Origin of the sequence: Microcoleus sp. N3A4, from assembly GCF_036701805.1 — a bacterium.
Classification (GTDB): domain Bacteria; phylum Cyanobacteriota; class Cyanobacteriia; order Cyanobacteriales; family Microcoleaceae; genus Microcoleus.
Genome location: NZ_JAUBRJ010000012.1, coordinates 122,161 through 133,698, shown reverse-complemented (window position 1 = coordinate 133,698; position 11,538 = coordinate 122,161). Strand labels below are relative to the sequence as shown.

Sequence of the window (11,538 nt, the reverse complement as noted above, 5' to 3'; positions counted from 1 at the left end):
CCCCCCCCCCCCCCCCCCCCCCCCCCCCCCCCCCAAACTACAAACCTAAAAAAGAACTTTGGTATTAACCAAAACGACCTTGAATGTAATCCCTCGTACTCGAATTGCTTGCAGACGTAAAAATCCGACTTGTCGGCCCAAATTCAACCAGGCGGCCGATGCGACTTTCATCAGTATTAAAAAATGCCGTGTAATCAGAAACCCGAGCCGCCTGCTGCATATTATGCGTCACAATCACCACAGTTAACTCCTGCCGCAGAGTCTGAAACAACTCCTCAATCTTCATCGTAGAAATCGGATCTAAAGCAGAACAAGGTTCATCCATCAGCAAAATTTTTGGCTGCACAGCCAAAGCCCGAGCAATACAAAGTCGCTGCTGCTGTCCCCCCGAAATCCCTTGAGCCGATTTATTCAAATCGTCTTTCACCTCATCCCAAAGCGCAGCACTTTTGAGTGCAGATTCCACAATTTCATCTAATTCTGCTTTGCTCTTGCGGCCAAAAATCCTGACTCCGTAAGCAATATTATCGTAGATGCTCAGCGGAAAAGGATTCGGTCTTTGAAACACCATCCCAATTTGCCGACGCAAACTATTAATGTTTACTTTTGGGCTGTAAATATCCTGTCCAAAAAACTCTACTCTTCCTTTAATTTGAACCTTTCCCTCCAATTCACCAATCCGGTTGAGAGCTTTGAGAAAAGTTGATTTCCCGCAACCAGAAGGGCCAATAATAGCCGTAACTTGTGGGTGAGGGATATTCATTGATAAATTTTCGAGGACTTTGTGAGTTCCGTAATAAAAATTCAAGTCCTGAACCCGCAGTGCTGGCATTGCATTGGGGTCAATTTCCGGGGTGACATCTTCTAGGAAGTGATCTGTATAGTTGTCTGCTTTTAAGTTAGCTTTAGGTTTCATTATTGGCCTGGTTATAGTGTTAATATTTGATCGATCGATGCACTTGAGTTATTGATTTATCGATTTTGCAAGCGTTTCCGAGTTACTGTACGGGATGCGACGCTAGCAATCAAAACCATGCCCAAAAGGACAGAGGCCGCAGTCCACGCCAATTCGTTCTGCTCCTTGTAAGGAGAGCTGGCGTAGCTATATATTAATACCGACATAGAAGGAGTCGGAGTCAGCAGTGTATCGGGAATTTCTTTGAGTTTTGAGATAGTTTCTGCACCTATCGGGGACTGCATTATCTCGCCCAATTTATCAACTAAAGGAGGCCAAAATTGACTCGACAACGCCGTTACAATCAGCGGTGCGGTTTCGCCGGCGGCCCGAGAAGCAGCGAGTAAAACACCTGTAGTAATAGTCGGGAGTGCTGAGGGAATAATAATCCGAAACATCGTTTGAAAGCGTCCGCCTCCCAAACCAGCAGAAGCGAGGCGGTAAGAAGTAGGCACTAATTTTAATGCTTGTTCTGTTGTCAGAGCAACAACTGGAAGCATGATGATGCCGAGGGCAAAACCGCCGGCTAATGCTGAAAATGCTTTGGTGGTAACGACAATTAGGGCGTAGGAAAAGACGCCAACTACGATCGAGGGAACGCTGCTGAGAATGACGGTGATAAAGCGGATGCTATTAGCCAGCGCTTTGTTATCTCTACCAAACTCGGACAAAAATATTCCCGTCATTACGCCGATTGGAACACTAAATAACGTAGCAATTCCTACCATTAAAGCTGTCCCAAGAATCGCATTTGCAAAGCCGTTGGGCTGGTCTTCAACTCCAACGGGTGCTGGTAGAGACACTAGCACTTCCCAGCTCAAATGTGTGAGTCCTTCTCCCAGGATTTTGTATAAGATAGCAAACAAAGGGAGCAGGGCTAGAGCTGTCAGAGCGAAAGCGATAACTGTCATTCCCCGGCTGAAAAATTTTCGGCTTAGCGACAGGGGATTGTTGATTTCTGCATCCAGAATACTGTTTGATTTTTTTACTTGAGTCATGCAATTTTAGATTTTAGATTTTAGATTTTAGATTGATTCTGCGGATTTATCCGCAAGCTTGTTCTCAGGATGTTACACTTTTCTCTTTCTCCGTCCTGAGCCTGGGAAAGAATACATAAAATGGCTTGTTACCAATTACTTTCGAGCGTGTTAATTTTTAGCTCCCTTGACGCCGATTAGCTGAACTAGCAATACTGCGATCGCATTTACCAACAGAGTGATGACAAATAGAATCAAGGCTAAATACATCAAAGCGCCGATGTGCAGCGGTTCTAGAGCTTCCCGAAATTGACTCGCCAAAACAGCAGGAATTGAGTAGCTGGGAGCTAGCAGGGATTGGTTGATTTGAATCGAGTTGCCAATCACCATTGTGACGGCCATTGTTTCGCCTAAAGCCCGTCCCAAGGCTAAGATTGTAGCGCCGATAATTCCTGAACTAGCTGCTGGTAATAACAGCTTAAATATCGTTTCCCAGCGAGTTGCTCCGAGGGACATGGAAGCACTTCGCAAATCTGCTGGAACTGACATCAATACATCGCGGCTGATGGCGGCTACTGTTGGCAAAATCATAATTGATAACAGTATTCCGGCCGGCAGCATTCCGGGGCCTAAAGGTTCGCTGCTGAACAGGGGAAACCAACTGAAATTATCGAACAATGACTGCTGCAATGGCAACAAAAAGGGAATCAAAACAAAGATTCCCCATAAGCCAACTATCACGCTGGGAATGGCCGAGATTAATTCAACCATGAATCCCAAGGGCGATCGCACCCAAACGGGTAAGAAGTTCTCGCTAGTAACTATAGCTACTGACAGCCCTAAAGGAAGTGCGATGATTATGCCGATCGCAGAACTAATTACAGTACCGTAAATAAACGGCAAAGCCCCAAACTGCAACTCGCCGATATCCCACTTAGGATTCCACAAGAATGAGAGTCCAAAATGGCTAATAGCTGGCCAAGCATCTTTAAAAATTATCGCACTCATCCAAAACAGCGTGCCCGCTGTCGCTAAGGCAAAAGCCCATACAAATAGTGTAAATCCTGACTCCATCCATAAACCTTCACCAGCAGTATCTGTCAAATCTACTTCTGTGTTTATTTCTGCCGGTTGCCGAGTCAAGTTTTTCTGTTTTTTTGAAATATTGGTCATAGCCGATTTAGTATGCAAATAGCGAAATATTTGCTTGAAAGATGAGTAATTCTAATGAGCTTGTAGGGTGCACTTTGTAGCGAATTCTCGATCCCCCTAAATCCCCCTTAATAAGGGGGACTTTGAACCCTAACCCCCCTTAACAAGGGGGACTTTGAACCATCTTGTCCCCCCCTTGTTAAGGGGGGTTAGAGGGGATCTAGGAGCTAGGGGGGAGCGAAAGGAATGTAAAATTTAGATGGGCCTCAGCTTAACTCATAACTCCCTGCGATCGCCCTCTCTTAACCTCTGGCAACCACACTCTGATTAACTGTTTGAACCACCTTTTGAGCTGTAGCTGAAGGAATTGTAGTATACTCTAGCTGTTTGTTGATACCTTGACCGGTAGTCATCACCCAATTAACCATCTTTTTAATAGCATCTGCTTTTGCAGCAGGATACTGTTTGTAGATTAACAGCCAAGTCAAGCCAACAATCGGATAACCGTCGTTAGGATTTCCTTCTACTAAGCGGAAGTCTGCGGGGAATGTTTCCCCTGCTAAAGCTTTCTCTGCTTCAGCCAAGCTAGGATCTACAAACCGGCCAACTTTATTTTGAATAAACGCTGTTTGGAGATTGTTTTGCCGAGCATAAGTATCTTGAACGTAGCCGATCGCACCCGCTGTATTTTTCACCAAAGCAGCTACGCCGGGGTTTCCTTGACCGCTGACAGCGGTGTCTGGCCACTTCGGCTGAGCGGCAGCTTTGATGCTGCTGCCGATCGCCTGCAAGTGGTTAGAAAAAATAAAGGTTGTACCGCTGCTGTCTGCGCGTACAGCTACTCGAATTGGAGTATTTGGTAAATTTTTAGCTTGTCCAGAAATTCCGGCTATTTTAGCATCATTCCAGCGGGTAATTTTGCCTTCAAAGATGCCTTTCACGGCATCGTTATTTAGCCTCAGATTGTTCACTCCGGGCAAGTTGTAAACAACTGCAACAGCGCCGCCAGCAGTCGGAACCGCCATGACGCCGCGCTTTACCTCAGCTATTTGTGCAGAAGTCATCAGCGCGTCGCTGCCTGCGAAATCAACAGTGCCTGAAATTAATGCTTTGATGCCAGCACCGCTGCCGGTTCCTTCGTAGTTTACAGTAATTTGATTTGCACTTCTCATCTGAGAGAAGTAGCGATCGTAAAGAGGTTTGGGGAAAGTTGCTCCCGAACCGTTTAGTGTTACGGCAGCTACAGCGGAACTAATCAAAGTCAGCGAAAATGCCGCTGCTGCTAGTGTCACTATAAAACCACGTCGCCAACGTCCTGTGAAAAAATTCATACTCCTCCTCTCCCTTAATAGCCGGCTTTGCAAATCTCCTCCATAGGATAGACTGAAATCCCAAAGGAAAGGGATATAAAAGAATAAGCTTGTTTTAAATTTTGGTTAATTTTAGATTAAATAATAAAAGAATAAGCTTGTTTTAAATTTTGGTTAATAATAGATTAAATTTTCAGACAGAAGACTCAGAGACCGGATTTCTTAAATAAGTCAGGGAGCTGACTGTGCGATCGCCACTTGATGCTCCTTACCCTTTTTCTGAACTTTCAATTTTTGGCACGACTGCAAAAAATCGTGAAAATTGCTACCCAAATGCAGCGATTGCAGCTTTTTAGTAATTGGTTGACCGTATTGCTTGTGAAATTCGGTGGCTACCTGGTTGATCCCAATGTAATTGCCTGGAGATTTAGCAGTTAATGCCAGTACAATATTTGCTATAGATGCCTCCAGGGCGGCTGAGGACTCTGTTTTTGAAGCCGCTGCTGCTTTTGGAGCGATCGCCACTTGATGTTCCTTACCGAGCAATTCCATTTTGAAAACAGACGGACGCGATTGAAAAAACTTAATTAGACTAGAATCAGCCAAAAAGTTTTTCACAACTAAATCGGCATGACACTGATATTTAGTATAAAATTGTTTGTTGATTTTTGTGACAGGAATAGCATTTTGTTTTAACTCAACTATCGCTTTCGCAATCATTGCTACAAGTATCTTTTCTAAAGCATCCAGGGAATTAATCCCAATTGAATTGACTGACTTGGTTTCGGAAACTTTCTGGGGTTCAATATCTAGATCGACGACAAGAGGAGTTACACACTCTTTAGTCCCAGAAGAAATTTTGTCTTCTGCTGACTCCCACAGTGCTGCTGCATGGGAAGTTGTAGAATTGAAATCAACAGTATGGCGCTCTTGAAAAAGCTTAGCCACACTAGAAAATCGAGCGAGACGCTCATCAATAGATTTATGTTCAGCCTTCAACAACTCGGCAACTTGATTAGCCAATTCTTCAAAACTAGGGATTTCCTCTTCCCTTTCGCAAGAATAGTGCTTACTCTCACCAGTCTGACAGTTTTCTACAGCCAAAACAGCATTTTGACGCCCCACCCGAAAGACTGTCAATCCCTGATTTTGCAATTGATTGCAAAGATGATTTAACAAACCATCCGAAGAACAGACCAAAACTTGTCGCACATCCCGATATCGATATAAAATAGCAGCGCCAAAAGCAATCATTTTACCGTCAGCACTATTAGCACCGCCCGGAACGTGAATCAGTTCGTAACCGCGATCGTAAAGTTCAGCATCCAACTTGCTCGTACTCGGATTTTTCCAGTTAGCAAAAGCTATTTTAACTTGCAGGGGATAGTCGCACAAACTGGCTAAAAATTGTTCTGTATAAACGTTAAGTTTCAGATTTTCTGCATCTAACAGCAAAATCGCAATCCCGCAGGACTCTGTGGTGGTTGCAGGGGCGATTTCCTTCGGGATAGCTTCGCTTAACCGTGTTTCGGTGCATTGGCGACTTAAAGACTGCGGACTCAAATGCTCAACGAATTGTTTGCGACAAGCCTTGCAAAGATACCGCTGGTGACCGTTAGGACGGCCATTTTTACGGAGTTGGTCTGATTCGCATCTTGGACATTTCATTTAACCATTATTACAGCCGGCTCCCTCAGCAGCAAAAAATTACCTATCTTCTTTTTGTTCTTGCTTCGCGCCCTTCGCGTCTTCGCGGTTCATTAAATAGATATCCCTCGAGCAGTTCAGAAGCCCCATAATAGTAAAAGAAACTTAACATTTATTTAAACACAATGGCAAGAGACTTGCGGGGATTCCTCAAACTACTCGAAGAACGGGGACAACTGCGCCGGATTAGCGCCTTAGTCGATTCCGACCTCGAAATTGCCGAAATTTCCAACCAAATGCTGCAAAAAGGCGGCCCTGGGCTGCTGTTTGAAAACGTCAAAGGCGCAGATTTCCCCGTCGCGATTAACCTGTTGGGTACGGAACAGCGGGTTTGTTGGGCGATGAACATGGAAAAGCCCGCAGAACTAGAAGAGCTCGGCAAAAAACTGGGAATGCTGCAACAGCCAAAACCGCCGAAAAAGATTTCCCAAGCGATAGAATTCGGCAAAGTGTTGTTCGACGTAGTGAAAGCCAAACCCGGCCGCGACTTTTTCCCAGCTTGTCAGCAAGTGGTACTTGAGGGAGAAGGGCTGGATTTGAACAAAATCCCGATGATTCGCCCTTATCCGGGAGATGCGGGCAAAATTATCACCCTGGGTTTGGTAATTACCAAAGATTGCGAAACGGGCACACCGAATGTGGGGGTTTATCGGTTGCAGTTGCAGTCAAAAAACACGATGACTGTACACTGGTTATCGGTGCGGGGCGGGGCGCGGCACTTGCGGAAAGCGGCGCAGGCTGGTAAAAAATTGGAAATTGCGATCGCCCTTGGAGTCGATCCTTTAATCATCCTCGCCGCAGCAACGCCAATTCCTGTAGATTTATCGGAATGGTTATTTGCCGGACTTTATGGCGGTTCCGGCGTGCAATTGGCCAAGTGCAAAACCGTAGATTTGGAAGTACCGGCGGACTCGGAAATTGTGTTAGAAGGAACGATTACGCCGGGTGAAGTTCTGCCCGACGGGCCATTCGGCGATCACATGGGTTATTACGGCGGCGTGGAAGATTCGCCGTTGGTTCGATTCAACTGCATGACGCACCGGAAAGACCCGATTTATCTAACTACGTTTAGCGGGCGGCCGCCGAAAGAAGAAGCAATGATGGCGATCGCGCTTAACCGTATTTATACCCCTATTTTGCGGCAGCAAGTATCGGAAATTGTCGATTTCTTCTTACCGATGGAAGCCCTGAGTTATAAAGCGGCAATTATCTCGATCGATAAAGCATATCCCGGTCAAGCGCGCAGGGCTGCTTTAGCATTTTGGAGTGCATTACCGCAGTTTACTTACACTAAGTTTGTGATTGTTGTCGATAAAAGTATCAACATTCGCGACCCGCGTCAAGTAGTTTGGGCAATTAGTTCTAAAGTCGATCCGGTTCGGGATGTATTTATTCTGCCGAATACGCCTTTTGATACGTTAGATTTTGCCAGTGAAAAGATTGGTTTGGGAGGCAGAATGGGGATTGATGCTACTACGAAGATGCCGCCGGAAACGGATCACGAATGGGGTGAAGTTTTGGAGTCCGATCCGGATGTGGCGGCGATGGTAGAAAGGCGTTGGGCTGAGTACGGTTTGGCTGATTTGAATTTGGGAGAAGTCGATCCGAATTTGTTTGGATATGAGATGAGGTAGGGAGTTAGGCATTGGCCATTAGTGTCAATTTAAGCTGTCAGCCCACCAAGTCCGTTAGTCATCCCGCGAGTCCGCCAGGGAATGAATTCCACGGGGCTTATAGCTAAAGTCCTCGCTATGAGGACTGAAGAACTCATTAGTCCTCTTTGAGAGGACTTTCGCTTTGAGGCAGGGGTTTCAACCCTTGCCGGACTATGAGTTTTACCTTAAGTTGACACCAATGGGAATTGCCTTGTTGTCCATACCAAAGAAGAATAGAGGTAGAAAGAACGATCCAAAATCTTGATATCGATCGCACAATTGCTGCTTGGTCATCTATTGCTAAAATGGTTTTTGTCCCTCACACCCAACAGGAATACGAGCGTTTAGTCGAACTACTAGATAGCCTTATCGATCGAATCGGCGAGGATGAAAGCCATCCCCTTGCTTCGATGATGGACGTTATTGGTGTCTTAATCGAAAACTATGAAGCTGAACATATTCCTGAATTAGAAGAGGTTGTGTAACTCACTATTCCGCTTTGCGGGGGTGATTTGATTTAGCAGCAAAACTGCGAAAGTTTTATTATATCCTAAAGTTTGTGCCACAATTGAGGAACGAACGATTAATCCCACTGACGAACAAGCCCAAGCCTGTCTGCGCGTTTGCCAGATGTTCTCTAGCTACTACCGAGATATTCAACTATTCCGTTTTAATTCTCAAACCACAGAAGTGTATATTTTCGTAAGTGATGAGCTGCAAGTAATCGTATCTAGTAATGGACTTTGGAGGTTTTTAGATGAAACCGAACTTTGATGAAATGAGCAGATCCGAATTAAAAGCTTACGTGCTATCGCATCGGCATGATGATGAAGCGATTCGGATATTTTTTGGTCGCCGCAATCCCCGTGATTCAGAAGCGACATGGTACGGGCCGATGTGTACTCCTGAAGGTTTACCCATTGCAGAAAATATTCGCATCGCTGAGGAAGCAATTAAGAAAAAAGCTGAAATCGATCGCGAAAAACAAAAACAAATAAAAAAAGCACAGGAGGATCGATTACGCCAAACATTAGAACGGGAAATTGAGGCAAAACTTCGATCGCAAATTGAATTAGAAGTAGAAGCAAAGTTGCAGGAAAACTTAGAAAAAGAAATTGAGGATCTGATAAGTGCGATCGCCAAATTTTTAGCATCAACTAGCGACTTGACCTCAAGACTGGCAGGGCCGATCGCACTTTTGGCAATTCGTGCCGGAATTGAAGATTTTGGTGATGTCTAGAATGGGCGATCGAATTGAGTGCGATCGAGACTTATGCGCTTCGTCAGAGAAACCGGGTTTTTTACCAAATCTGCTGGCTGTAACGAAGTTTTCTCGTAAAAACCCGGTTTCTGACCACCCATTTGGAGTTTGATAAACTTAAAGTAGTGAATCAAGATACACCATGACATCCCAACTTCAACAAGCCATCAATCTGGCTCAGTCACTTTCATTCGCAGAGCAGCTTGAACTCCTAAAAACACTATCCACGATCGTTCAACAAACCCATTCTCTAGAAAACCAAATCACGCCCGAAGCAGACACAGACTTTTCAGGAGAAAGCTTTCGCACATCCTGGCGACAAGCTGTAACCGGACGAACTCTACCCCTTTCTGAACTTTGGGAGGGCATCGACGTTGACTGACACGCCTTTGGTCGAAATTCGGTTGACCCCTGAGTTTCAGCGCAAACTGAGAACCCTAGCAAAGAAATATCGCCAAATCCAAGCCGATCTTCATCCTATCCTTGAGCAGTTGCAATTAGGAGCATTTCTTGGAGATCAAATCCCTGGTATTGGCTCTATCGTTATGAAAGTGCGGCTTAAGAATAGCAATATTCAAAAAGGTAAAAGTGGTGGTTATCGCCTGATTTACTGGATTTCATCGCCTGAGTTGATTGTTTTATTAGACATTTACTCAAAGTCTGACCAGCAAGATATCGAAGTAGGGGAGATTCGCCAAATTATTAAAGAATTCAGCACGCAATCTGAAGAAACAGATGTTTAAAGTGATTCAGGACACGGCAGTGCCGTTTCCCTACCATTAATCGGGCGATGGTTACATTTCTCATCGAAGGCTCATGATTATTTTGGGGTAGGGAAACGGCATTGCCGTGTCCAGAGTTGCTAGCAACCGAATTAACCCCATTTTCCCAGCGACAAATCAGTTTACCGTTCCAAAACCTCAACCAAGTCTTCCACCATCACATCGAACACTTCAGCAAGTTTCTGCAAAGCCGTATAGTCCACCGTTGCCATTTTGGGGGCTTGGGCGTATTTTTTAACCGTGCTGTAAGGAATTCCCGTTCTGTCAGAAACTTCTTTCAGCGTCCAGCCTTTCTCCTGCGCTAGTTCTCGAACTCGCAACCTAATTAACCCCATTTTCCCGCTGACAAATCAGTTTATTGTTCCAAAATCTCAACCAAATCTTCGATCGCAATATCGAACGCACGGGCCATCTTGTCCAAAGCTGTGTAATCTACAGTTGCCATACCTGGAGAATTGGCATAGGTAATGATCGTGGTATATGGAATACCTGTTCTTTTGGATACTTCTGTCAGATTCCAACCCTTCTCTTGAGCAAATTCTCGAACTCGCAGCCTAATTCGTCCCATATTCCCAACGATAAATCAGCCTACTCTTCCAAAATCTCAACTAAATCTTCGATCGCAATATCAAACACGCGAGCCATTTTGTTTAAAGCTGTGTAATCTACCGTTGCCAGCTTGGGAGAATGGGCATAACTTCTAACGGTACTGTAAGGAATGCCCGATCGCTCAGAAACTTCTTTCAACGTCCAACCCTTCTCTTCCGCTAGTTCTCGAACTCGCAACCGAATTAACCCCATTTTCCCGCTGAAAAATCAGTTTACCGTTCCAAAACCTCAACCAAATCTTCCACCATCACATCGAAGACTTCAGCAAGTTTCTGCAAAGCCGTGTAGTCCACCGTTGCCATTTTGGGGGCTTGGGCGTATTTTTTAACCGTGCTGTAGGGAATTCCCGTTCTGTCAGAGACTTCTTTCAGCGTCCAACCCTTTTCCTCAGCTAGTTCTCGAACCCGCAACCGAATTAGCCCCATCTTCCCGCTGATAAATCAGTTTACTGTTCCAGAATTTCCACTAAATCCTCGATCGCAATCTCAAAAGCACGAGCCATCTTGTCCAAAGCCGTGTAGTCAACGGTAGCCATGCCTGGAGAATTAGCATAGGTGGCGATTGTGGTGTATGGAACACCTGTTCTGTTGGAGACTTCCCTGAGAGTCCAACCCTTCTCTTGAGCAAATTCTCGAACTCGCAGTCTAATTCGTCCCATTCCGCCCTTGACAATTACGAGTAGTCGTAATTTAATGAATATACAGTTAATAGCGATCGCCCTCGGACCTGAGAAATCTAGAGCGATCGCCTTTCATTCACCACCCACAAAAGTGGGAAGGATTTTCCTATGATACCAAAACAACCGACTTATCGCGATCGACTTCAACCTTGGCATCTAATTCGCCACCTCCCCAAGTGTCAGCGGTTAACAGTCGCCCGTTTCGCCCGCCGCCGAGATGCCGAATCTTACCTAAACGCACTGCGCCGCTTAATGCCCGCAGTCCCGCATACAATTGTGTTCGTAAATGCGGTGTCCGTGTTAGATGAAAACAGCGTTCCAATTCCAACAGAATTGCCGATCGAAGTTTAATGCGATCGAACTGATATTGTATTTGTTGCCATATTCCGGCGGGGGTTTAAACCCCCGACGGACTAATGTTGCTAAACTGTAAATAGACTTGAGTCAAGGA

18 protein-coding genes and 1 pseudogene are annotated in these 11,538 nt (G+C 45.2%); 7 read left to right on the top strand and 12 right to left on the bottom strand.

Translation table 11 applies throughout. The features are described 5' to 3' along the window. Positions 1-64 precede the first annotated feature (64 nt). From pstB to QUA56_RS09975, 6 genes and pseudogenes are all read right to left on the bottom strand, one after another. Positions 65-916 carry a phosphate ABC transporter ATP-binding protein PstB gene (pstB, locus tag QUA56_RS10000; protein ID WP_333356543.1) on the bottom strand — a complete coding sequence of 284 codons (852 nt, stop codon included), beginning with the start codon at positions 914-916 and terminating at the stop codon, positions 65-67. Between the two features lie 56 nt (positions 917-972). Next, positions 973-1,953: a phosphate ABC transporter permease PstA gene (gene pstA / locus QUA56_RS09995; RefSeq protein WP_333356540.1), complete on the bottom strand. Its 981-nt coding sequence runs from the start codon at positions 1,951-1,953 to the stop codon at positions 973-975. A gap of 150 nt (positions 1,954-2,103) precedes the next feature. After that, complete coding sequence (gene pstC, locus QUA56_RS09990; RefSeq protein ID WP_333356537.1) at positions 2,104-3,105, bottom strand: phosphate ABC transporter permease subunit PstC; 1,002 nt, start codon at positions 3,103-3,105, stop codon at positions 2,104-2,106. 281 nt (positions 3,106-3,386) lie between these two features. After that, a complete protein-coding gene (pstS, locus tag QUA56_RS09985; protein WP_333356534.1) occupies positions 3,387-4,415 on the bottom strand; it encodes a phosphate ABC transporter substrate-binding protein PstS in 1,029 nt (342 codons plus the stop codon). A 210-nt stretch (positions 4,416-4,625) separates the two neighbouring features. Continuing rightward, a complete protein-coding gene (locus tag QUA56_RS09980; RefSeq protein ID WP_445242893.1) occupies positions 4,626-5,957 on the bottom strand; it encodes an NYN domain-containing protein in 1,332 nt (443 codons plus the stop codon). Positions 5,958-5,960: 3 nt separating this feature from the next. Beyond that, positions 5,961-6,056, bottom strand: a pseudogene (locus tag QUA56_RS09975) (IS1/IS1595 family N-terminal zinc-binding domain-containing protein); the annotation flags it as partial. Between the two features lie 170 nt (positions 6,057-6,226). Between QUA56_RS09975 and QUA56_RS09970 the strand changes: the two are divergent. The 4 genes from QUA56_RS09970 (at position 6,227) to QUA56_RS09960 (ending at position 8,996) form a co-directional block, all read left to right on the top strand. Next, the gene (locus tag QUA56_RS09970; protein WP_333356531.1) at positions 6,227-7,735 is read left to right on the top strand and encodes a UbiD family decarboxylase; all 1,509 of its coding nucleotides are present in this window, start codon (positions 6,227-6,229) and stop codon (positions 7,733-7,735) included. 227 nt (positions 7,736-7,962) lie between these two features. Further along, on the top strand, positions 7,963-8,241 hold the full coding sequence (locus QUA56_RS09965; protein WP_333356529.1) for a hypothetical protein: 279 nt from the start codon (positions 7,963-7,965) through the stop codon (positions 8,239-8,241). Between the two features lie 82 nt (positions 8,242-8,323). Further along, a complete protein-coding gene (locus tag QUA56_RS36810) occupies positions 8,324-8,530 on the top strand; it encodes a DUF6888 family protein (protein WP_445242892.1) in 207 nt (68 codons plus the stop codon). Beyond that, a complete protein-coding gene (locus QUA56_RS09960) occupies positions 8,514-8,996 on the top strand; it encodes a DUF6887 family protein (RefSeq protein ID WP_333356526.1) in 483 nt (160 codons plus the stop codon). Before QUA56_RS36810 ends, QUA56_RS09960 begins: the two co-directional genes overlap by 17 nt. Here the strand turns inward: QUA56_RS09960 and QUA56_RS09955 are convergent. Further along, positions 8,993-9,166, bottom strand: a complete 174-nt coding sequence (locus QUA56_RS09955) for a hypothetical protein (RefSeq protein ID WP_333356524.1) — start codon at positions 9,164-9,166, stop codon at positions 8,993-8,995. The genes QUA56_RS09960 and QUA56_RS09955 overlap by 4 nt on opposite strands. On the opposite strand from QUA56_RS09955, the gene QUA56_RS09950 reads away from it, so the two are divergent. Both QUA56_RS09950 and QUA56_RS09945 read left to right on the top strand, forming a co-directional pair. Then, positions 9,160-9,399 carry a hypothetical protein gene (locus QUA56_RS09950; protein ID WP_333356521.1) on the top strand — a complete coding sequence of 80 codons (240 nt, stop codon included), beginning with the start codon at positions 9,160-9,162 and terminating at the stop codon, positions 9,397-9,399. The genes QUA56_RS09955 and QUA56_RS09950 overlap by 7 nt on opposite strands. Further along, positions 9,392-9,760, top strand: coding sequence for a type II toxin-antitoxin system RelE/ParE family toxin (locus QUA56_RS09945; protein WP_333356518.1), 369 nt, complete (start codon positions 9,392-9,394; stop codon positions 9,758-9,760). Before QUA56_RS09950 ends, QUA56_RS09945 begins: the two co-directional genes overlap by 8 nt. A gap of 161 nt (positions 9,761-9,921) precedes the next feature. On the opposite strand, the gene QUA56_RS09940 is transcribed toward QUA56_RS09945, so the two are convergent. Genes QUA56_RS09940 through QUA56_RS09920 form a run of 5 tightly spaced genes read right to left on the bottom strand, consistent with a single transcriptional unit; the run spans position 9,922 to position 11,066 of the window. Next, the gene (locus QUA56_RS09940; RefSeq protein ID WP_333102250.1) at positions 9,922-10,134 is read right to left on the bottom strand and encodes a helix-turn-helix domain-containing protein; all 213 of its coding nucleotides are present in this window, start codon (positions 10,132-10,134) and stop codon (positions 9,922-9,924) included. A 20-nt stretch (positions 10,135-10,154) separates the two neighbouring features. Next, the gene (locus QUA56_RS09935; RefSeq protein ID WP_096831645.1) at positions 10,155-10,367 is read right to left on the bottom strand and encodes a helix-turn-helix domain-containing protein; all 213 of its coding nucleotides are present in this window, start codon (positions 10,365-10,367) and stop codon (positions 10,155-10,157) included. 20 nt (positions 10,368-10,387) lie between these two features. Next, on the bottom strand, positions 10,388-10,600 hold the full coding sequence (locus tag QUA56_RS09930) for a helix-turn-helix domain-containing protein (RefSeq protein ID WP_006635455.1): 213 nt from the start codon (positions 10,598-10,600) through the stop codon (positions 10,388-10,390). A 20-nt stretch (positions 10,601-10,620) separates the two neighbouring features. Further along, complete coding sequence (locus QUA56_RS09925; protein WP_194063647.1) at positions 10,621-10,833, bottom strand: helix-turn-helix domain-containing protein; 213 nt, start codon at positions 10,831-10,833, stop codon at positions 10,621-10,623. 20 nt (positions 10,834-10,853) lie between these two features. Further along, on the bottom strand, positions 10,854-11,066 hold the full coding sequence (locus tag QUA56_RS09920; RefSeq protein WP_333356514.1) for a helix-turn-helix transcriptional regulator: 213 nt from the start codon (positions 11,064-11,066) through the stop codon (positions 10,854-10,856). 129 nt (positions 11,067-11,195) lie between these two features. On the opposite strand from QUA56_RS09920, the gene QUA56_RS09915 reads away from it, so the two are divergent. After that, on the top strand, positions 11,196-11,438 hold the full coding sequence (locus QUA56_RS09915; protein ID WP_333356511.1) for a hypothetical protein: 243 nt from the start codon (positions 11,196-11,198) through the stop codon (positions 11,436-11,438). The last annotated feature ends 100 nt before the right edge of the window (positions 11,439-11,538 follow it).

What these genes read in the sequence shown, in the direction of transcription:
- pstB (WP_333356543.1), bottom strand. Translation starts at nt 916, where the DNA reads ATGAAACCTAAAGCTAACTTAAAAGCAGACAACTATACAGATCACTTC.
- pstA (WP_333356540.1), bottom strand. Translation starts at nt 1,953, where the DNA reads ATGACTCAAGTAAAAAAATCAAACAGTATTCTGGATGCAGAAATCAAC.
- pstC (WP_333356537.1), bottom strand. Translation starts at nt 3,105, where the DNA reads ATGACCAATATTTCAAAAAAACAGAAAAACTTGACTCGGCAACCGGCA.
- pstS (WP_333356534.1), bottom strand. Translation starts at nt 4,415, where the DNA reads ATGAATTTTTTCACAGGACGTTGGCGACGTGGTTTTATAGTGACACTA.
- QUA56_RS09970 (WP_333356531.1), top strand. Translation starts at nt 6,227, where the DNA reads ATGGCAAGAGACTTGCGGGGATTCCTCAAACTACTCGAAGAACGGGGA.
- QUA56_RS09960 (WP_333356526.1), top strand. Translation starts at nt 8,514, where the DNA reads ATGAAACCGAACTTTGATGAAATGAGCAGATCCGAATTAAAAGCTTAC.
- QUA56_RS09950 (WP_333356521.1), top strand. Translation starts at nt 9,160, where the DNA reads ATGACATCCCAACTTCAACAAGCCATCAATCTGGCTCAGTCACTTTCA.
- QUA56_RS09955 (WP_333356524.1), bottom strand. Translation starts at nt 9,166, where the DNA reads ATGTCATGGTGTATCTTGATTCACTACTTTAAGTTTATCAAACTCCAA.
- QUA56_RS09940 (WP_333102250.1), bottom strand. Translation starts at nt 10,134, where the DNA reads ATGGGGTTAATTAGGTTGCGAGTTCGAGAACTAGCGCAGGAGAAAGGC.
- QUA56_RS09935 (WP_096831645.1), bottom strand. Translation starts at nt 10,367, where the DNA reads ATGGGACGAATTAGGCTGCGAGTTCGAGAATTTGCTCAAGAGAAGGGT.
- QUA56_RS09930 (WP_006635455.1), bottom strand. Translation starts at nt 10,600, where the DNA reads ATGGGGTTAATTCGGTTGCGAGTTCGAGAACTAGCGGAAGAGAAGGGT.
- QUA56_RS09925 (WP_194063647.1), bottom strand. Translation starts at nt 10,833, where the DNA reads ATGGGGCTAATTCGGTTGCGGGTTCGAGAACTAGCTGAGGAAAAGGGT.
- QUA56_RS09920 (WP_333356514.1), bottom strand. Translation starts at nt 11,066, where the DNA reads ATGGGACGAATTAGACTGCGAGTTCGAGAATTTGCTCAAGAGAAGGGT.
- QUA56_RS09915 (WP_333356511.1), top strand. Translation starts at nt 11,196, where the DNA reads ATGATACCAAAACAACCGACTTATCGCGATCGACTTCAACCTTGGCAT.